The organism is Brevundimonas sp. TWP2-3-4b1, from assembly GCF_049897665.1.
GTDB lineage: Bacteria > Pseudomonadota > Alphaproteobacteria > Caulobacterales > Caulobacteraceae > Brevundimonas > Brevundimonas subvibrioides_B.
On the sequence record NZ_JAFCWQ010000023.1, the window covers coordinates 15,337 to 34,842 of the forward strand.

Annotated in this window: 19 protein-coding genes and 2 pseudogenes; 11 read left to right on the forward strand and 10 right to left on the reverse strand. The window is 63.5% G+C overall.

What is annotated here, in order from left to right; translation table 11 throughout:
* Positions 1–72: 72 nt before the first annotated feature.
* Positions 73–3,432, reverse strand: coding sequence for a TonB-dependent receptor domain-containing protein (locus ACP7A5_RS14900; protein WP_426042648.1), 3,360 nt, complete (start codon positions 3,430–3,432; stop codon positions 73–75).
* 501 nt (positions 3,433–3,933) lie between these two features.
* Here ACP7A5_RS14900 and ACP7A5_RS14905 point away from each other — a divergent pair.
* Together ACP7A5_RS14905 and ACP7A5_RS14910 are read left to right on the forward strand one after the other, a co-directional pair.
* Positions 3,934–4,065 (forward strand): annotated as a pseudogene (locus tag ACP7A5_RS14905) (IS6 family transposase); the annotation flags it as partial.
* Positions 4,066–4,119: 54 nt separating this feature from the next.
* The gene (locus ACP7A5_RS14910) at positions 4,120–4,812 is read left to right on the forward strand and encodes an IS6 family transposase (RefSeq protein ID WP_426042649.1); all 693 of its coding nucleotides are present in this window, start codon (positions 4,120–4,122) and stop codon (positions 4,810–4,812) included.
* 215 nt (positions 4,813–5,027) lie between these two features.
* Here the strand turns inward: ACP7A5_RS14910 and ACP7A5_RS14915 are convergent, their stop codons facing one another.
* The 5 genes from ACP7A5_RS14915 to ACP7A5_RS14935 all read right to left on the reverse strand — a co-directional run bounded on the left by ACP7A5_RS14915 (position 5,028) and on the right by ACP7A5_RS14935 (position 9,357).
* Positions 5,028–5,750: a Ser-Thr-rich GPI-anchored membrane family protein gene (locus ACP7A5_RS14915; protein ID WP_426042650.1), complete on the reverse strand. Its 723-nt coding sequence runs from the start codon at positions 5,748–5,750 to the stop codon at positions 5,028–5,030.
* 195 nt (positions 5,751–5,945) lie between these two features.
* On the reverse strand, positions 5,946–6,980 hold the full coding sequence (locus tag ACP7A5_RS14920; protein WP_426042651.1) for an FAD-binding oxidoreductase: 1,035 nt from the start codon (positions 6,978–6,980) through the stop codon (positions 5,946–5,948).
* Positions 6,970–7,785, reverse strand: a complete 816-nt coding sequence (locus ACP7A5_RS14925) for a sulfotransferase (protein ID WP_426042652.1) — start codon at positions 7,783–7,785, stop codon at positions 6,970–6,972. The genes ACP7A5_RS14920 and ACP7A5_RS14925 overlap by 11 nt, the downstream gene beginning before the upstream one ends.
* Positions 7,782–8,813, reverse strand: coding sequence for a hypothetical protein (locus tag ACP7A5_RS14930; protein WP_426042653.1), 1,032 nt, complete (start codon positions 8,811–8,813; stop codon positions 7,782–7,784). The genes ACP7A5_RS14925 and ACP7A5_RS14930 overlap by 4 nt, the downstream gene beginning before the upstream one ends.
* Before the next feature lie 46 nt (positions 8,814–8,859).
* Positions 8,860–9,357 carry a hypothetical protein gene (locus ACP7A5_RS14935; RefSeq protein WP_426042654.1) on the reverse strand — a complete coding sequence of 166 codons (498 nt, stop codon included), beginning with the start codon at positions 9,355–9,357 and terminating at the stop codon, positions 8,860–8,862.
* A gap of 415 nt (positions 9,358–9,772) precedes the next feature.
* Here ACP7A5_RS14935 and ACP7A5_RS14940 point away from each other — a divergent pair, with 415 nt between their 5' ends.
* The 6 genes from ACP7A5_RS14940 to ACP7A5_RS14965 all read left to right on the forward strand — a co-directional run bounded on the left by ACP7A5_RS14940 (position 9,773) and on the right by ACP7A5_RS14965 (position 13,291).
* Positions 9,773–10,654, forward strand: a complete 882-nt coding sequence (locus ACP7A5_RS14940; RefSeq protein ID WP_426042655.1) for a CsgG/HfaB family protein — start codon at positions 9,773–9,775, stop codon at positions 10,652–10,654.
* A 118-nt stretch (positions 10,655–10,772) separates the two neighbouring features.
* Positions 10,773–11,171 (forward strand): hypothetical protein, encoded by a 399-nt coding sequence (locus ACP7A5_RS14945; protein WP_426042656.1) that lies wholly within the window; start codon positions 10,773–10,775, stop codon positions 11,169–11,171.
* 73 nt (positions 11,172–11,244) lie between these two features.
* The gene (locus ACP7A5_RS14950; protein ID WP_426042657.1) at positions 11,245–11,421 is read left to right on the forward strand and encodes a hypothetical protein; all 177 of its coding nucleotides are present in this window, start codon (positions 11,245–11,247) and stop codon (positions 11,419–11,421) included.
* Positions 11,422–11,863: 442 nt separating this feature from the next.
* On the forward strand, positions 11,864–12,529 hold the full coding sequence (locus ACP7A5_RS14955) for a Fic family protein (protein WP_426042658.1): 666 nt from the start codon (positions 11,864–11,866) through the stop codon (positions 12,527–12,529).
* Between the two features lie 366 nt (positions 12,530–12,895).
* A complete protein-coding gene (locus ACP7A5_RS14960; RefSeq protein ID WP_426042659.1) occupies positions 12,896–13,126 on the forward strand; it encodes a hypothetical protein in 231 nt (76 codons plus the stop codon).
* Between the two features lie 30 nt (positions 13,127–13,156).
* Positions 13,157–13,291: a hypothetical protein gene (locus ACP7A5_RS14965; protein ID WP_426042660.1), complete on the forward strand. Its 135-nt coding sequence runs from the start codon at positions 13,157–13,159 to the stop codon at positions 13,289–13,291.
* 55 nt (positions 13,292–13,346) lie between these two features.
* Here the strand turns inward: ACP7A5_RS14965 and ACP7A5_RS14970 are convergent, their stop codons facing one another.
* A complete protein-coding gene (locus tag ACP7A5_RS14970; RefSeq protein ID WP_426042661.1) occupies positions 13,347–13,601 on the reverse strand; it encodes a hypothetical protein in 255 nt (84 codons plus the stop codon).
* A 251-nt stretch (positions 13,602–13,852) separates the two neighbouring features.
* Between ACP7A5_RS14970 and ACP7A5_RS14975 the strand changes: the two are divergent.
* Positions 13,853–14,550: pseudogene (locus tag ACP7A5_RS14975) on the forward strand (IS6 family transposase).
* A 435-nt stretch (positions 14,551–14,985) separates the two neighbouring features.
* On the opposite strand, the gene ACP7A5_RS14980 reads toward ACP7A5_RS14975, so the two are convergent.
* The 3 genes from ACP7A5_RS14980 to ACP7A5_RS14990 form a co-directional block, all read right to left on the reverse strand.
* Positions 14,986–15,807: a metallophosphoesterase family protein gene (locus ACP7A5_RS14980; protein ID WP_426042662.1), complete on the reverse strand. Its 822-nt coding sequence runs from the start codon at positions 15,805–15,807 to the stop codon at positions 14,986–14,988.
* A gap of 166 nt (positions 15,808–15,973) precedes the next feature.
* A complete protein-coding gene (locus ACP7A5_RS14985) occupies positions 15,974–16,393 on the reverse strand; it encodes a hypothetical protein (RefSeq protein ID WP_426042663.1) in 420 nt (139 codons plus the stop codon).
* Between the two features lie 4 nt (positions 16,394–16,397).
* Positions 16,398–16,880, reverse strand: coding sequence for a hypothetical protein (locus ACP7A5_RS14990; RefSeq protein ID WP_426042664.1), 483 nt, complete (start codon positions 16,878–16,880; stop codon positions 16,398–16,400).
* A 457-nt stretch (positions 16,881–17,337) separates the two neighbouring features.
* On the opposite strand from ACP7A5_RS14990, the gene fcl reads away from it, so the two are divergent.
* Together fcl and ACP7A5_RS15000 are read left to right on the forward strand one after the other, a co-directional pair.
* Positions 17,338–18,300: a GDP-L-fucose synthase gene (gene fcl / locus ACP7A5_RS14995; RefSeq protein ID WP_426042665.1), complete on the forward strand. Its 963-nt coding sequence runs from the start codon at positions 17,338–17,340 to the stop codon at positions 18,298–18,300.
* 151 nt (positions 18,301–18,451) lie between these two features.
* Entirely contained in the window at positions 18,452–19,324 is an 873-nt protein-coding gene (locus ACP7A5_RS15000) for a sugar phosphate isomerase/epimerase family protein (RefSeq protein ID WP_426042666.1), read from the forward strand.
* Positions 19,325–19,506: the final 182 nt, after the last annotated feature.

Here is a 19,506-nt window from a genome sequence, read left to right on the forward strand (position 1 = left end):
CGGCTGGTGCATTCATCTCAAAAAAAGGGCGGCTCGCATGAGCCGCCCCCGTCAGTTCACCGCGTCATTCAGTCAGAACGGGCGGAAGTTGAGGCCAACGAAGAATCGGCGGCCATTGGGATCAAAGTTGGAATACAGGGTCTGGGCTAGGGCCGGGCTCTGTTCCTCGTCAAAGGCGTTGACCACGCCAACTCGTACCGAGAGATCGTCACGGACCTTGTAGCGGACCGTGAAGTCGTTGCGCACAAAGTTGCCGGTGTCGTTATACTGGGTCTCGCGGTTGTCGATGTTCAGCACGAAGTCGCGGTTGCGCTGTATGTTGTTCGCCGACTGCCAGTCCGCCGTCCAGTTGACGCTCCAGATCTCGTTCGGCGTATAGGTCAAAGATGAGGTGAAGCGGACGTTGGGGAAGAACAGGTTGCCCCGATCGCTGGTGAAGTTGGACGGTACCGCCGGATCGAGGAAATTCTCCTGCTCGATCAGCCAGGAGCCGGCGATCGAGTAGTCGAGGCGGCCCCACGTGCGACCCATCATCTCGTCGAAGTCGTAGCTGTAGCGGGCGGTGAAATCCAAACCGCGCGTGGTCAGGGCGGCGTAGTTGCCGGCGCCTTCGATGAAGCCGCCGATCGGGTCGTTGGCCGGCGCGCCGAGGCCGAACGGAACGGCCGGGTTGTTGCGGAAGATGACCGAGCAGGCTGCGCTGTTCAGGCTGGCGCTGCTGACGCAGTTGTTCGCCGCTGTCTGGGCCGAGATGAACGCGATGACTTGGTTGATCTCGATCTCGTAGTAGTCGAGCACCAAGGTGAAGTTCGGGATGAAGCGCGGCTGCAGGACGGCCGAGAAGGTGAAGGATTCCGATTCTTCAGGCGTCAGGAACGGGTTGCCGCCCGTGACTCCAGATACGCCTCCGCCGTCGTACTGCGGATTGAAGTCGTCGGTGTTGGTGGCGGTGGTGCCGTTGAAGTCGAAGGTGCGGCCCTGCTGCGCCGCCAGGGCCGTACAGTTGGTGACGCGGTTAGCGCGGATGTCGGCGTTCTGAAGGATGATGTTGGCCGTGGCGCACGGGTCGACGAACCCGTTGGCGAAGGTCTCACCCAGGGGTGAGAAGTTTTCACCCAGATCCGGCGCGCGGAACGAGGTGTTGAAGCTGGTCTTGAAGGTGATGTCCTCGATCGGACGGTAGACAAGGTTCACGCCGTAGACGTCGCCCTTGCCGGCGGTGGTGTAGTCGAACGAGCGGTACGAGCCGCTGAGCTCGGCGTATTCGCCCATGAAGGAATCGCGGAACAGCGGCAGGGACGCCTCGGCGAAGAACTCGTCGCTCTTGTACTCCGCGCCCGGGAAGTCCGGGCCGCCGTTCAGGAACAGGACGCGACCGGCCGTGGAGGCGTCGCGACCCACAGCTTCGGTGTACTCGCGGCGATGCTCGTAGCCGAGGGCCACGCCGATAGGACCGGCACCCCAGAAGTCCCAGAGCTGGCCGGCGACCGAGCCGATGAAATCTTCCTGCTCGTTGCGCTCGGTGTAGGTGATCTCGGCGTTGATGTAGTCGCGCGCGGCCTGGCTCTGGTTGCCGACGCCGAAGATGTTGAGGGGCTGGCACTGGGCCACAGCGGCGGCGCCGACGGCCGAATCGCGCAGGTCGTTGTTGCCGATCAGGTAGTCGTCGACGATCCCGCCCTGGGCAGCGATGACGCGCGAGCGGCAGACGATCGCACCCCGGGCGCCGAGGACGCCGTTGGTGTCGACGATGGCGTCGGAGGCGAGCAGGACGCGCAGGGCGTCGGTGCCGGTCTCGGTCTCTTCGACGTCGACCTGGCCGTAGGTGTAGGACAGGCTCCAGTCGATGTTCTTGACGAAGCTCAACTGGTCGTAGGTGCCCTGCAGGCCGACGACGTAGCGCTGCAGCTCGCGGGTGCTGATCTGGTCGCGGTTTTCGCCGAACAGGGTGTGACGCGCATAGGGTGCGGCGACGGTGCCGGTCACGACGCTCGGGGCGTCACGGTTGGTCGAGCTGGGCGCCGCATAGGTGGTGATGCGGTTGGCCAGGATCGCGGTCCGCAGGTTGCTCGGCAGGTAGGCGTTGTCCCCCAGGTTCACACCAAAGACGTTGAAGCCGTAGGCCGGCTGGACCTCATTGGTCCCGACGACGCCGTTGCGGATGATGAAGTCGTAGAAGTCCGGCTGGGACGAGAACTCCGTGTCCTCGGTCACGTATTTGGCTTCCGCGAAGGCGGAGATGTCGCTGGTCAGCTGGAAATTGGCCCCGACCTGATAGCGCTGCGATTCCGACTGGGGCACGCGAGTGATGGTGCTGAAGGTCGCGGGGTTGTCGCCATCGCCGCCAATGTTGTTCGGACGGTTGGCACCAGTCTCACCGATGCGGGTGCCGAAGTTGGCTAGGCGCGCCGTTGTGCCGTCGAAGACGAAGGTGCGGCCCGGTTCGACCGAGTAGCAGGCGGCCGCCGTCAGGCCGGAAATGCTTAGCGAGCAGTTGGCGAACGGGACGTCGGGATCATTGAGCGCGCTTGCCTGCTGGTTGTTGGCCAGGGTCGTCTGGCCCCAGCGCGGACGCTGGAGCGTGACGTAGTTGGTGAACAGCCGGGTGTCTCGGATGCCATCGTTGCGGGCCGCGGCGGGGTCGGCGTCAACACCGATGAGGCCGCGGGATTCGCGCAGCCAGTCGATGTCGAGCGAGTTCACCGCATCGAGCGTCTCATATTCGGCGAAGGCGTAGAGGTTCAGACGGTCGTCGAAGAAATTGTGGCCCAGCAAGGCGGAGATGCGCTGGCTGGCCTCGCCGTCCTGATTGATCTGGCCGTAGTTGGCGTCGATCTCGAGCCCTTCGAAATCCTTGCGCAGGACGAAGTTGAGCACACCCGAGACTGCGTCGGCACCGTAGATCGAGGACGCGCCGCCGGTGACGATCTCGATGTCCTGGATCAGCAGGCGCGGGATCGTGTCCACGTCCACCGACAACGACCCGCCGGCCGAACCGACATGGCGGCGGCCGTCCACCAGCGTGAGTGTCCGGCCCGATCCAAGCGAGCGAAGGTTGGCGAACGACAGGCCGCCGATGCCCAAGACGCCAGTGGTGTCGGACGGCACTTGTGAGTTCGACAGCGCCGGGATGGTGGCCAAGTAATCGATGACCGTCGACTGGCCGGTGGTCAGCAGCTGCTCGCGCGAGACCTGGATCAACGGCGTGGGGGCGTTGGTCGGGTCGCGACGAATGCGCGAACCGGTGACGACGATCTCGTCAACCTCAGTCGCCTCGTCCTGATTGACGTCAACGTCGGCGACGCGGGTGTCATTTTGGGCCGGTGTCTGGGTGCCGGCGGCAGGGGGAAGTTGCGCGTCCTGGGCGAAGGTCGGTGCAGCGAAACTCAGGCTGCCGACGAGAATGGACGACGCCAGCAGATACGTACGCATAACAATCATTGATGAGCCTGAGAGAATTCAGCTGCCGGCGAGTGCCCGAAAACAGCCTGGAAGCGGACACAAACGGCTCTCAATCCGCGAGGTCAAGCGTAGCCGGTCAACTTTTCCGCTTCGACCGCAGAAATTCGTTCTTAAGTCAGCTGTCGTACTTTTGGAATACATATCGTTGTTTGACATGGAACCATCAGTCGCCCGTTGCGATCGCGCGAAGCCGGACGATTACTAGGGTTCATGTTGGTGGCTGCGAGATACCGATAGCGGGGGCTGTCAGGTTAAAGCGACAATCGGTGGCCGGGGTTGAATTTTGCACCTTAGAGGCGACACTGAAACCTCTCTACCGAGGCTGCTCGTCTTAGGATTCGCAGCGCTTTTTGCCAGCCCGAGAGGCGTCGATTGGCTCTAAGTAACGCCGACAAAAGCTAGCCTGACAGCACCACAGATCCGACGACGAGAACGCCAACAGCAGCGGTTCAAATCCAAGCTTCAGCCTAAAGATTCCTAACCACCCACGGGGCGATCTATAACACCTTCAACAACCAGCGCCATCTGGTCAGTAGACACACCCTTCGCTGCTTCCGCGCCGAGGCTGTGTCCGTCTGGGCGGCGGCGGTGCTGTCACTTTAATGCGAACTTGTCTCCACTGAACGCAGCGTAAGCCGCTGATGGGGATCATATTTCGTGAAGCCGATTTCGTTCAAGCGTCACCGGTTTCCGGCAGATGTTATCCGCCATGCCGTTTGGCTGTACTTTCGTTTCAGCTTCAGTTTCCGTGACGTTGAGGAACTGATGGCGGCCCGCGGTGTGGACGTCAGCTACGAGACGATCCGGTGCTGGACCATCAAGTTCGGCCCCTTGATCGCCCGGCGGCTGAAGAAGCGGCGAGGGGCCCCGTCGCCGCGCTGGCGCCTGGACGAGATGGTCTGCTGGATCGGCGGCAAGCGGATGTATCTCTGGCGCGCTGTCGACGATGAAGGCGAAGTCCTTGACCTCGTGGTCCAGCGCCGGCGGGACACAGAGGCGGCGTTGAGGCTTCTGCGACGCCTGCTACACAACCAGCCGGTCGAGCCGGAGACGATCACGACAGACGGTCTCTTGTCCTACGGCGCAGCGCTCGATCGGTTGGACTTAAGGCACCTGCACCGGCCCGGTCGGCTTCGAAAAAACAACCGCGTTGAGAACTCCCACCTGCCGATCCGACGACGAGAACGGCAGCAGCAGCGGTTCAAATTCCAAGCCTCAGCCCAGAGATTCCTCACCAGCCACGCAGCGATCTACAACACCTTCAACACTCAACGCCATCTGATCAGCAGACCCATACTTCGCCGCTTCCGCGCCGAAGCGGCGACCGCTTGGGCGGCCGCCGTTGCCTGATCGAGCCCAGGGTAGGGCGCATTGCGCCTTGGGGAAGTTAGCCTGACAGCGCCCACGTTCAACATCCAGCGTCATCTGATCAGCAGACCCACACTTCGCCGATTCCGCGCCGAAGCGGCGACTGCTTGGGCCGCGGCTGTTGTCTGAATCGAGACGGGGAGGGCGCTTTTCGACTTGGCGCAGTTAACCTGTCAGCCCCCCCCTGACGGCATTGATCACCGCGGCCCCGAATTGGTGAGCGGACTGCACTGAAGCGTGTTCACGATGGTCACGGGCGGCCCGCCGGGCGTTCGTTGCTGGCCGCTTGGATAAGTGGTCAGCCAGGTGCAGCCGGCTGGTGTCATGGACGTGGAGATTTCCTGAACGGTGCACCAGGTGCTGTTGGGCGGCACGTGAACCTTGCGCGTGAACGGCCCGCTGCCTGAGGCCTGGATGTCGACCATGGTCTGCGACCCCGGTTCGCACTGGACCCTGATCCGGAAGATGGCGCCGGAGGATGGCCGGCCGGTTGTGTTGACCACCTGCTTGATAACCGTGATAGGGCACGTAAACTTAAATGGCGGGCTCTCGCCGGTGATATTGTAGTGATAGTAGCCGTTGTTGGTTGTATAGTATCTTGTGACCCTGACTTTATAGAACTGCTGAGGGTTGCATTCCACTGTGGCTGGAAGGGAGACTTGGGTCTGGCCTGTATTGGCGAGGCCGGTTGCCAGAGTTGCCACAGGATTGACGGCGTTGGCCAGTACAAGTTCTATGTGAATCGTGCCCTGCCCTGGACTGGTCCACTGGACCGTGAATGGCGCGCCGCTGGCCATCATGCCGCCCGCCGGCGCCGTCACGGTGGTGACAGGGTTCGACTGTGCATGTGCGGCAAGCGGCAGACCCAGAGCCGCGCAGGCGACGAGGACCATCAAGGAGCGGTAGATAGATGTTGTCACAGGTCAAACTCCGGCAGTGGCAGTGTCCGCTCCGTTTAGGCCGAAGCCACTCCGCCTTGTCTCAGGTCAGCCTACGCTTTGGACGGTCCGTAGTTCAAGGTCCGCCGAACTGGGATGGGCGGGTGCTGTCAGGCAAACGCTAAGGTCTCCGGCAAATCCGGCGTAAACTGCTCATGCTCTGGGCGGCAGAGAGGTTCAGGCCGGCGCCATGAAGGCGTTGAGCAAGCCCGCCGGGTCCCATGCGGCCTTCAGCGCATGGAAGGCGTCGGCGGTGTCGGATCCGACATAACGATCCAGCGGCCGGCGATCTCGGATCAGCTCCGACTGGAAATACCGCCGCCATCCGCGGGCCTCGACGAGGGCCTGGAACCCCGCTTCCATGGCTAGGTATCCGCTCAAATCAGCGTCTTCCCCCGACCGGTCGCCCCATACGCCCACTGCGATGAAGTCCCGGCCCGCCTCGAAAACCAGCGGCGGGTTGAAGCGCCGGTGCAGCACAAAATACTCATAGGCGGAGCGCGGTCGCCAGACCCCTGGATTGGCTGAAGCCAGGTCATGAAGACAGGCGATCGCGTCCTCAAGCTGGGACCCGGTCACGAAGAGGGTCAACCACAGGTGCGGCGGCCAGACCGTGCGGGCTTGCTCGGGCAGGGCGGGCGTATCAACGACGCGCCTCGGCCGGGCCGAAGATGCGGGGACCAGATCAATGACGGCTTCATAGACGACGCCCAGAGCGCCGAAACTGCCGAACAGCCAGGGAAACACTGGGTTGTCGCGGGTCACTGTCCGCACTTCCCCGGCCGCGGTAACGAGAACCAGGCTGGCGACGGACTCCCAGAAGCCCCCGTGGAGCATACAGCCCTCGCCGATGCCGCCGGCGGCGATCAGCCCCCCGACCGAGGAGGCCGCGGCGCCGCCGTCATTGACCACTGGCAGCTTCCAGCCGAAGCGGCGGACATATTGGTCCAGGTCCCAGACTGCCAGACCGGCGCCGACGGTGATGGCGCCCCGCCCATTCCAGACAATGTGGCGAACGCCGGTCAGGTCAATCAGGGTCTCATCGCTGCGGGGCACCGCCATGCCGTTCATGGAATGGGCAAAGCAGCGGGTCCGCATCTGTCGACGGCGGGCGGCGCAGTCAGCCATGGCAGCTTGAAGCTCATACAGGCTGGTCGGGCGACAGACCGCCTGTGGCGTGCCGGGCGGGAATCCACCGAAGTCAGACAGCATCGGTCAACAGCGCGTCACCAATCGCGGACTGGTTGAAGTCCACCCCCCAAGTTTCCGCCAGAATCCGGTTGTCGGCGTCATAGAGCGCCCGAATGGCTGCGGCGCGGTCGGCTGGCCACGTCGGCGGTCCCGCCGGCGACGCATTAACGATCGAATTGGGGAGGGCTTCGCAGGCCGCCTCGGAGACCGCCAGCCACCGTGCGATGTTGGCATAGGCACCGGTCGGGTCCGTCCGAAGGCGGCGATAGTCGAGCACCATCATGTTCGCCTGAGGCCGACCTGCGCCCCAAGCCGTGAGCGTCTCGCCGTGGGCGTAGAGATAGGCGAAGCCAGCGCCGTCCGACGGCGCGAGGAAGTAGCGGTCCAGCCAGTCCGGAAAGGGCGTCGGGTCACGGAAGGTCTCGCGCTGGGCCAGGCCATAGAAGCTGCCGATGGCGTCGACGGGCTCGCGCACCACGGCGAGGATGCGGGCCTCTGGAAACAGTTCGGCGCAGCGACGGGCAACCACCACCGGACGAGTACGGCCTGGCAGGCCGATGGAGAGTTCCTCGTCGGAGAGGCAGACCGGCCCGTCGGTCTTGCGTCGGTAGTCGTCCCAGAGGTCTCTCAGCGCCGGGGCCCGGTGACGAAATTCGTCGTCGTCGGCGGTCTTGAGGACGGACAGGATTGTGGCGGCCGGCCCTTCGTCGACGCGCTGGTCGCTGCCGGCGGTGACGATATCCGGATGCCGGGCCAGAAAGTTCTGACGCAGGGCGGTCGAGGCGGCGCGGGCCCAACCGATGTTGATGACCATGGTGCCGGTCATGTCACGGCGACCGTAGCGGGATCGGACGTCAGGCCCAGATGCAGATAGGCCTTGGTCCTCAGATGAGGTTGGCCAAAGAGGCGGAATTTGAGGTGGTGCAGCATGATTTTCAGGCTGGCCCCTCCTTGAGGCAGTCTCACGTCGCGCACCACATTATCCCTGGTCCAGGCGGCGGTCGCCCCGGACACGATCCCAAGGTCGGCAATTTCACGGACGTAGTTAGATAGCGGGCCCGCCCGAGCCTCGGGGTTGGCGATGCGAAACAGGAACGGGCATTCGACATCCACGGCGGTGATCCGGTCGTCCAGGACGTCGATGGAGAGCGCAAAGCGGGCCCCTGACCGATCCATCCCCTGTTCGTACAGTCGCAACGCCGGACCCAGCGGCCCCTTATAATCAGAGGCGCCGAGACCCTCAAGCGCGACGACGACCTGCTCGCGATCCAGATCGGTGACGATGGCGCGCCACCAACCCGCACCCCGACTGCGGGCGACGCCGATCCGGTAGGGGCTGGCCGGTCCCAACGCCACGATCCGGTTGAGCAGACGCTCGAAATCGCCGTTCTCCGCCTCGCCGGGAAGGATGGCGCAAAGCGCGCGGACCTCCTGCGCATTGGCCAGGCGACGCAAGCGAGACGGCAGGCGGAAGAAGACGAATGGCGTGGCGTCGATGCGGTCGTTGCTGACATCGTATTCGACCCAGTCCGGATCAGGATCGCCGAACAGGTTGAGATGTTCGCGGTGGTCGGCCGCGAATGGATCGTCGGCGAACGCCGCCTCAAGTGATTGTCCCAGCGCGCTCGTCAGGAACGGATGTTGGAGCGCCCGGAAACGATCGAGCGCGCCCGCCGGAAAACCGACCCCGAAACCCGCCGGAACCGCTTCGTCCCCAAACTCGATTTCGAGGAATAGATCGCGCTGCACGGGCATCGGGAAGCGGCCGGCCAAGATGCCGACTTGTTGGGCAAGCGCAGGATCGACAATACCTGACGCCCCGAGCAGTTGGGTCAGGGCGTCATGGTCGATCAATAACGGTGACACGCTCGCGGCCAGGGTCAACGACCCGGCGCTGCTGTCATCTCGCCGAGCCTTCCCAGGTCCGGCCGTCCCAAATCGTCTGTGGTCGGTTGTCGCCGGGGCGAGGAGCGGCGATCATCTCGCTTCCTTCCCAAGTCCGGCCCGAATTGCCTTCCCAAACACGCGCTCCAGCCGCACCCCCACGGGGCACTCCGACGCTGCGCAGCAACGCGATTTCTCGATCATCTAGCATGACGCCCTCCGGCCGGCTTCCGTCCGCGAGCCTGAGGAAATTGTCGAGCGAACGGCATTTGCGGACGATGCTGATCGCGAGACCCGTCATCTGGCTCGCTTCGGCGCGGTTGTGCCCCAGTTTTACCAAGGCCTGGGTCCCGACGGCCGCGCCGTTGCGTAACAAGGCCACACGATAGATGGCCCGAATCAGTTCAGCCGGGCGGACATGCAGCATTTGTCCCTTTTCGCCTGCGGTGCGGACCTGTTGGGCAAAAGCGGGGGAGCCGGCTGCCGCAGCCAGAACACCAAGAGCCAGGAACACTCGTCTATCCACGCAAATTCTCCCCGATCAACGTTTGAGCGAACGCAGGTGCCCACGTTGGAAGCGGTGTGTCAAACTTCCTCAGAAAGAAAATACTGACGGTTTTTCTTCCGAGTTCGTTAGCAGTGAGAGACTGCGATCAAGTAAACGTTGAGACATGCGGGCCTGAAGATTTGTCGCGGATATCAACAGCGCGGCCGGGAGTGGCGAACAAAGCGAATGCTGGTCAGCCATGCGCCGACCCGATGCTTGCAGGCTCGTGTTAAGCGGTGACCGATCGTCCATATGCAACTGCGGCTTGACAGCTATACCGGTCCGTGACCAGCTTGAAAATCGATGTTTTTCAAGCGAGGAGGGATAGTGGCATGATGTCAGGATTAGGTTTCACGGGCCCAGTCCGTCTGGCGCGATGAGCATGATTAACGCGCTCTTTGGCCGCCGGCGGATGTTGGCGGCGACGGCCCTATTTTTTGCCGGCGCGATTACCCTACCTGTCGCCGCCGTTGCTCAGGACCGTGCCCCTTACCAAGGGCTAAAGCAGACCGTCGCAGTCGACACGTTCCAGGCCACGGAATCCGTCGGAGGAGCGGTCACCGCGGATGGCATGACCGCCTTGCTGATCCAGGCCCTGGTTCGGGATGGGCGGTTCGTGGTGATCGAGGGAGCGGGCGCGTCTGAGGCCAGCGCCATCGTTCGTGGGGTTGTCACAAAATACGAGGCTGCCGCCGGTGGCAGCAGCTTGAGCATCGGCGGTGGGCTCGGATCTCTGCTGGGCGGTCGGGCGGGAACCCGCAGTCAGCGGGCGGTCATGGAAATATCGCTGCGGCTGGTGAATACCTCCACCGGGCAAGTCGTCTCGACTTCCAGCGCACAAGGCAGCGCCTCGTCGCGCACCTCGGACGCCGGACTGGTCAATACCTGGTCGGGGGCGACCGTCGGCGGCGAAATGTTCCGAGCTACCCCGATCGGCCAAGCCGGGGAGGACGCCATTATGAGGGCGGTGGATCAGATTGCCGCGGGTATGCGCAATGTGCCCTGGTCGGCAGTGGTCGTCGATGCGTCGGAAACCGGCGTCTATTTGAACGCGGGGGCAGACCGGAACGTGCAGGCCGGTTTGACCCTCAGCGTTTGGCGGCCCGGTCGCACCCTAACAGATCCACGGACTGGCGAGGTGCTTGACGTTGAGATGGCTCGCATCGGCCAGGTCCGAGTCGAGAGCGTCCGCGACCGCCTCTCCATCGCCTCCGTGGTCGAGGGCGAAATCCCGTTGCGGGGGGACGTGCTGAAGGCGGACTGACGTGCCTGCCTGAAATACTGACTTCGAGCTTAAAGGCATCTCGCGATTTGTCCTATCGGTTTGGGCGACAGAACGCCCGCATATACTGCGCTCGCGCTTGGTATGGGAGAGATAGACAATGAAAACGCTCAAAGTTTTCGGCGTGATGATCGCATTAGCGGCGGTCGCCGGCCCGGTTAGTGCCGATATTACGGTCGTCAGAAACAGCTGTGACACGCCACACACTGTGGAGGTGGTCAGCATGTCGATCAACACCTTTGAATACACGTTTGAACGCCTTCCTAACGGGCCCAACTACATCTTCGCCGGGATCGTCAACCCAACCTCCACCAGCCACACCCGTAGGTTTGTGGTACCATCGGGAAGTTATCGTTTGACCTACAGGCTACCCAACTCCACCCCCGTGGGGGCCTATGGTCAGAACGTAGTCATTCGGCCTCATCACCGCGTCGGCGGCGTATGCGTGCCCATCGACCCCCGCACGAGAAGGGCAGCGCCAGTCGCCCCGGTACAGTAATGCATCTGGATCCCGGTAGTCGGTGGAAATGCCGCCTCGGGAAGGCTGACGGCTGCCGGCCGTTGAGGCGGCAGTGCGGCGTACGCGCGAGGAGCTTGGTTTGGCTGCGGACCTTCATGAGGGCTTCCTCTTTCGTTACCGGGCATACCTCGACAATGGCCTGATCGAAAACGAGCTCGTCCTCATGATGGTCGGCCGTCTTGCCGGAGCGCCCGCTCCTGATCAGGCCGAAGTAGCCAGCCTGCGCTGAATGAGCCTCAATTCTCTGGCAAACGGTGTCGCCAGAACCCCGTTAGTTTATGCGCCGTGGCTTCGCCTCTACGTCGGAAATGGCCTTGGGGACTTTTCCTCCGCGCTCGCGGACCTGGAAACGCGCTGATAGCGTCCGTCCGGGCGGCTGCGGTCGCCAGGATGTGGGCGGCTGCGACCGCCGCGGCCTGATCGCACCGTGGGGCCGGGGGCTGGTGCGGCTTGGGCGACTCAACCTGACAGTTCCGTCATGGGAGGCCGCGACCGTCGCCGCCTGATCCAGCGGTTGGGGAGTGGGCTTTCCGACCGGACCGACTCAACTCTTCAGCACCGTTGAGTTGACGGTTCCAGGATGATCACCGCCGGGCGGCTGCGTTGCAAAGGGGCAGGACTGCACTACCATTCGGCGCTGGTGCGATGGCGTGGAAGGGCGCGGTAGTCCGTTGGGTAGAGTCAGCAACTGGGAACTGGCGGACGGCGAGCTGGCCCGAAGGATCGAGGCGCTGAACCTGGTCGGGCTGAGGAGCTTGATGGTCGCCCTCATCGTCTCGTCCCTGGGGCGCAAGGCCGACGGCGACGCCCTGCCTCCCATGCCCGACGAGGAGGCGCTGTGCGCCCTGCATCGCGCCGCGACGGTGTTCCTGCTGGAGCGGCCGGGTGCCTATCGCCAGTCGAATGTGAAGCTGCGGCAGGAGGGGGGCGCCCTGCTCCGGCCGCCGCCCTGGAACTCGGTTCCGGGGCTGATGGGGGCGTTCTTCGTCGAGCTGGAGCGGATCTGGACCGAGGGCGACGCCCTGGATGTCGCGGCCTATGCCCTGTGGCGCATCACCTGGATCCACCCCTTCCGCGACGGCAATGGGCGCACGGCCTTCGCCTTCGCCTATGGCTGCCTGTGTCTGAAGCTCGGCGTCCTTTTGCCCCAAACCGGGACGGTGCTGGACCAGATGTTGGACGACCCGGCGCAGTGCAACGGGCCGCTGGGGGCGGCGGACACATCGGTCCGGGGCCATGCTGACCGGGCACCGGACCTTACGTCATTGAAGCGCTACTACGACCAGTTGCTGTTGCGACAGATCCGGGCCGCCGAGGGGCTGGCGTCGGCGCCCTGACGGCGGTGCCAGGGGTCACCTGCGGGGCTCGCTTGCCGCCGTCCGTCACCCCCGTAATGGGCGGACCGGGCCACTTGCCGCCCTGCGGACCACAACCCTGGGCGTGGCTATACAGGCGAAGGTGCCGTTGCGTAAGATGACGCTACCGGTCCTGAGCCTGCAGCTGGTCAGCACGCGCTGGGCGGCCGGACCGAGGGGGAGGACTCTCACGCCCCGAACCGGCGGTGCATTGGCAGGGCGCCAGCAGCCCATCCTGCGGGTCCTGACAATGAACGTGATCGCGCCGCCACCGACCAAGCACCTGACGCCCAGGCCCCCGGGTCCATACATACTTCTCCTACCCGGGTGAGCCCACGGAGGGCCCCAATGATTGAATACGTTGTCCACATCGACTTCATTTTGGAAATCGTACCAGGACTCCAGGAAAGTTGGGTCGGACGGCAGGTAATCGAAGTGGAAGGTGCCAAACTGGTTTTCATCGTCGGAGTTGCAATCCTCCCCGGCGTATTCGTCACACTCCCCGTTGTCTTCGCCCTCGGTGCTTTGGGCCAGGCGGAAGCTCCCGGCGTTCCGGGCGACGGCCTCGAAGGACGGTGAAGTCAGGCTCGCCGCGGCTGAAAAGGCGTCTTGGCGGAACTGATCGGCGCTTCTTTCAGTGGCGCCGGCGGCGGAGGGGCTGACGGCGATGAAGGCGAGGGCGGCGGCCAGGCCGACGAAATCCATACCTTGACGCGGGGCGACGGCAGGGGCTGGGTCTTCTGACATAGGTATCATCTGTTGGCCTCCTTGGCCGTTCGATCGTTGATGGGACGGCCCGCTATCGGGCGCGGCCGACGCGGGCGCGGTCGGCCGGGGACAGGGGCATCAGGCAGACGCCGTTCCTGATCTGGTAGGCCGGGACCACGATGGTCTGGGGATAGGTGACCGTCGGGCCGATATCGGTGACCTTCACGGTATAGGCCGACGACGGCCCGGTGGTCTCGCAAATGGTGGTCGCAGTGAGGGCGGCTGCCGGGCCGGCCAAGCCGACGCCTATCAAGGCCGCCGCAAGCCATCCGGAGTCTCGCATCATGCGCTTTTACCCCCCAAAAGACTCATTTCGATATTAACCCGGCATATAAGTCAAAGAACAATGTTGTTGCGGCCTGATACACAAGGGGCCCCGCGTCGCTTCCGCAGTCTTGGTGGATGTCGCGGCTGTTGAGGTGGCTTGCCATCGACTCAGTTTTTGCATCCGCAGAATGTCTGCTTTCCCCGGTGGGTGCTGTCACTTTAATGCGAACATGTCTCCACTGAACGCAGCCTAAACCGCTGATGGGGATGATGTTTCGTGACGCGATTTCGTTCAAGCGCCACCGGTTTCCGGCGGACGTGATCCGCCATGCCGTGTGGCTGTACTTCCGTTTCAGCCTCAATTTCCGCGACGTCGAGGAGCTGCTTGCGCAGCGCGGGGTCGAGGTGAGCTACGAGACGATCCGGTGCTGGACGATCAAGTTCGGGCCGCTGATCGCCAGGCGGTTGAAGCGGCGACGGCCAATACCTTCACCGCGCTGGCACCAGGATGAAATGGTCTGCTGGATCGCGGGAAGCGGATGTATCTGTGGCGCGCTGTCGACGATGAAGGCGAAGTCCTGGACCTCGTGGTCCAGCGCCGGCGGGACGCAGAGGCGGCGTTGAGGCTTCTCCGACGCCTTCTCCACAACCAGCCGGTGGAGCCGAAGACGATCACGACGGACGGCCTGGCGTCTTACGGAGCCGCTCTGGATCAGCTGGATCTGAGGCATCTGCACCGGCCAGGTCGGCTCCGCGAGAACAATCGAGTGGAGAACTCCCACCTCCCGATCCGACGACGAGAACGACAGCAGCAGCGGTTCAAATCCCAGGCCTCAGCCCAGAGATTCCTCACCACCCACGCGGCGATCTACAACACCTTCAACATCCAACGTCATCTGATCAGCAGACCCACCCTTCGACGTTTCCGCGCCGATGCGATGACCGCTTGGGCGGCTGCCGTTGCCTGAATCTAGACGGGTGGGGCGCTTTTCAGCCGATGGAAGTTTCCCTGACAGCGCCGGCTCGTCCTGATGGGGCCCTTGCGCCATGAAGGCCCGGTATGTTTTGTCGCACAGGCGGTAGTGGGCTAGGGCGGCCTGGAGCTCCCGCTCCGACCATCCAGGACCCTGAGCCCTGTCATAATCGGCTCGTGCGAGATCCACGGCCATCTTGAGCCGTGTCGCCTGACGGGCCTGTTTCGTAGTTAAATCGGGCATGAGGTCGAGCTGGTAAAACAGGGCTTGACCGCATGGGGGGCGGGCCGGGCCAGTGATCGCCGAACCGGACGGCTCGTGACGAGATCCGAGTGTGCATCAATGAACGGGAACCGCCAAGAGCCGTCGTCAGTCCCCATTTGGCCGTGGGCCCGCGAGGGTTTGCCGCTGTTCGAGGCCTGGCGCTGCTCAACCGGTTTTTGAGCCCGGGCCCAGGGCCGAGGTCGTGATCGCGACGCGATCCGCCCGACCCGTTGCCTGCAGCAGGATCCGCGTCTCGTGTTCGAGCCGGACCGCCGACAGGACATTGGTCGCATAGGCGCCGGTGTCGACACCGATGCGTCGGGCGTCGGAATAGACAGCCTCGCCCGGGGTGTGGCCGTGGACGACCACCTGCTCGAACAGTGCGGGGTGATCCAGGAAGGGCTGGCGGATCCACATCAGGTCGTCGGGCGACTGGGCCTCAAGCGCCACGCCCGGGCGTGCGCCGGCGTGAGCGAAGAAATAGTCGCCGATGGAGACCGAGGTCTCCAGCCTGGCGAGAACGGCGCGATGCGAGGCCGGCAGGGCCTGGCCGAGCGCCAGCGACGCCTCGGCCCAGGCGCCTTCGTCGCCGCGCATCGGCGGCGGATTGACGCCGTAGGAGACAAGCGCTTCGCGACCGCCGTAGTCGCACCAGGACGGGCCAATCTGCGGATCGTCAAGGAAGGCCTGCATCCGGTCTTCGTGATTGCCGCGCAGGAGCCGGACCTCCAGCGCGGGATCGGCGGCCAGGTTGACCAGCTGATCCAGCACCCCTTTTGAATCGGGCCCGCGATCGACGTAGTCGCCGAGCATGACCACCACCTTGCGCGAAGCCTCGGCGGCATGGAGGTCGGCGCGAATGGCCTGGATCAGGCGGTCGGACAGATCTGAACGCCCATGGATGTCGCCCACGGCCCAGACGACGCAGTCGGGCGGCGTGCGCGACACCGGTCGGGCGGAGCGTTTGGGAAAGAGGCGCGACAGCATGGGAGGGGCGGGATCCTGTCTGGCGTCGTCGAAAGGGTGGAAATGGGCACGCAACCTGGGGCACCGTAATGGAGTATGGCCCAAGACGGGGTGTTTTTCGATTTCGGATAAGACCTGATGTGCGCCTTTGGTTCGTTTCCTGGTGCGATCCGCCCACCCGGACCTCTCAGTCGCCCCAGGGCCTGCGAGGTCGGCCGGCGAACACCGGGCCTCGGACAGGCGCCGGGACAGGCCAGTCCGGGATCCGCTCGACCGGGCTCACAACGAGGCTCGCAAGGTCGAGGCCGTCCAGCGGCGGATGGAAAGTTGCAGAGGGCAGGGGAGAGACCCGGACCCGCGACCTCGCCGGCGCGATCACCACCCAGTCGCGTTGATCGGGCCGCGCCTCGAGCGGCGGACGGGGCGGGGGCGGTTTGCGATGATGGATCCGGGTCCAGAAGCCGCGCGGCGGCGTCGGAATGCCGGCCGAACGGCAGGCCTTGCCGAGGCCGACATCGGAAACGCCCAGCTCCAGCGCCACCGTCCTGACCGGCTGAGCCCAGACCCGCTCGTAAAGCGCCTCGCGGGTGATGACGTGATGGACCAAAGGCTCAGCGCGTCCGGACCGCCGCTGCTACGGGCTGTGCGGTCTCGGCCTGGATGAGCGAGGCGGCGACAGGGGCGGCCCCAGAGCGACGGTCCCTCGCCCGGATGCTGGCGAAATCGACATCAGGCGAGGTTCGCACATGGTGTCTCAGCCGCTCCACCATGCCGGGGGCGAGCGCCGCGAGGATGCCGACGCCGTCCGCCATCAGGTCGATCAGAGAAACGCTGCGTCCAGTGAGGCCTTGGGCCAGTTCGATCAGCACGCCGAAGGCCAGGGCGCCAAGCGCCAGGTCCGTTCTCCGAAACCGGGGTGCGATCGCGAACAACCCGAGCGTCACGCCGAAGAAGGCGAGGGCATGGGCTTCCTTGTCGGTCAGGTGAAACGCCTGCTCCAGGCCCTGGAACGGACCGAGCAACAGACCCGTCAAGCCGACAGCGCACACGCCGGCCGTGATGCGGAGAAGGCTTACCAGGCGGCGGGGCGTCATGCGAGCGGCTCTTCCATTGAGCCTTTCGTCATACCAGCCACCCACGAATGCCGGGTGCACAGCCATGGTTTTGGAGACCTTAAGGGTGGGATGCGCAGAGGTTGCACACTCGACCGCCGCCGCTCCTGGGCATCCCCGATGCGAGCCCTCCAAATGCGGTCCAAAGGGCTGTGGAGACCCGATCTCTGATCCTCTGCCTCGGCTGGCAATCCATGGCCGCACGGCGGGTTCGTGCTCCAGCGGCCACAAGCGAGTGCTGCAATGCAAACCTCAATCGAACGCGGGTCGTTTATGGTTGCCCGAGGACAACCTTGAGGCTTTACTTACCATGCTCGGGGGCGGGCCAAAAATAATGGTAGCTCCCGTCCGGTCAGATCGGTGACTTACCGCCGCGACGTCCGACTTGTTGTCTTTGGTCGACCGTGCAGGTGGTCGGCGGATCTGGAGGGCGCCGAAAATGTCTAGTCCCGTCATATTCCCGTTGGAGGGCAAGCGCGTCTGGGTCGCCGGACACCGTGGACTGGTGGGATCAGCCATCTCAAGACGCCTCGAAAGCGAAAACTGCGAGATGATCCTGGCAGGGCGAGAGGTCGTCGACCTGATTCGTCAGGACGCCGTGGAAAAGTTCATGGAACGCGAGAAGCCGGATGCGATCTTTTTCGCCGCAGCGAAGGTCGGCGGCATCATGGCGAACGACACGCAACCGGCAGACTTTATCTACGATAACCTGGTCATCGAAACCAATATCATCAACTCAGCCTACCGAAGCGGTGTCTCCAAGCTTCTGTTTCTCGGATCAAGCTGCATCTATCCCAAACAGGCTACACAGCCCATTCCTGAGAACGCTCTGCTAACCGGACCGCTCGAGCCAACCAACGAATGGTATGCGGTTGCGAAGATCGCCGGGATCAAGCTCGCCCAGGCTTTCCGCCGGCAGTATGGCGCTGATTTCATCAGCGCGATGCCGACGAACCTCTACGGCCCGGGCGACAATTTCGACCTGAATTCCAGTCATGTCCTCCCCGCCCTGATGAGGAAGGCGCACGATGCCAAGATGGCTGGAGCAGACAAGATCACAATCTGGGGCTCAGGCTCGCCCCGCCGGGAGTTTCTTCACTCCGACGACTGCGCCGATGCGTGCGTTTTCCTGATGAAGACATACTCCGAAGAAGAGCATGTCAACGTGGGATCCGGCACCGACCTTGCGATCCTGGATCTTGCCAAGCTTGTCGCCAAGGTCGTTGGATTCAAAGGGGAGATCGTTACCGATACTTCGAAGCCGGATGGCACTCTGCGCAAGCTCATGTCCGGCGACAAAATCAAGGCGCTTGGATGGACTCCAACGATCGGCCTGGATCAAGGCGTCGAGCGAACCTATGAGTATTTCCTCGAGAGCGTCTCGATGAGGTATGCATCGTAATACTCGCGCGTCCGGTTTCCTCATCCTGCATGGACAATCGGAGCCAAGGTGTGTGCTGTTGTTTGGCGACAGCGAGCGCCATTTCGCACCTCGACGGTTTTGCGCTTTCCAACATTGACTGCGGGGATCCTGGCGGCAGCCGGAAATCGCGATGAGCCTGGGTATTTCCAACATCGCGTGGCACGCCGACGAGACAGTCTCTGTCTATGAGACAATTTCGTCCTTGGGCGTCGGGTATCTGGAGATTTCGCCCTCTCTGGCCTTTCCAGATGCCGAAGACGCGCTTTCGCCTTCCGAGGCTGATGTTGAACGCTGGGCCGAGGCACTGACGGTCCATGGTCTCCGGGCCTGCTCGATGCAGTCCTTGTTGTTCGGTGACGCCGAGGCGAGAATTTTCGGCTCCCCGCCTCAGCAGGAGAGGTTTCTGAGCAGGATCGGCGCCGCCATTCGGTTGGCTGGCCGACTTGGAATACCTCATCTGACTTTTGGGTGCCCGACCAGTCGCTCCCTTACGGCGGAGGTGTCGCAAGCGGAGGCAGGTGGATACGCTGCCGAGACGTTTCGAAAGCTGGCTCGCCTCTGTAGTGAGCACGGATGCCGCCTCGGCCTGGAACCCATGGCGGGAGACGCTGGCGCGGTGTTTCTGACTAAGTTGTCCGAGGTCGCGCACTTCGTCGAAATGGTCGATCACCCGTCCGTCGCGATGACGCTCGATACGGGTGCGATGCTGGCCGCTGACGATCTGAGCTCGACCTTGGGAGTGATCGAAACGCAGGCGGGGCGGATCTCGCACGTGCAGCTAAGCGCACCGGGATTGGTCGGGTTTCCCATTGAGGACCCAGCCGTTGTGTCTGTCATTGTGGCTCTGCGGGCCAATGGATATCGGGGCGGATATTCAGTCGAGATGAGAGCCGGCCACAGCAACAATATCGAGGTGGTCCAAAGCGCACTCATGGCGGCGAAACGAATGCTGTCAGACGAATATCCAAGCCATAGATCTGGGCCGAGAGCACCTCGAATTTAGTCATTTCGGACGGGTGTAGCGATGCGCCTTGCCCCGGAGCTGGTCGCAAGCCTCAGGGCGCTTTTCTGCGTCCTGTGGCTGTAATCCACACTGGTCTGTGAGGCGACACCTCACCTGCTCTGGCCTCTCGCGCGGTCTGGAGCAGTACGGCTACGCCCGGGAGGTAAACCGTCGCTGCTCAC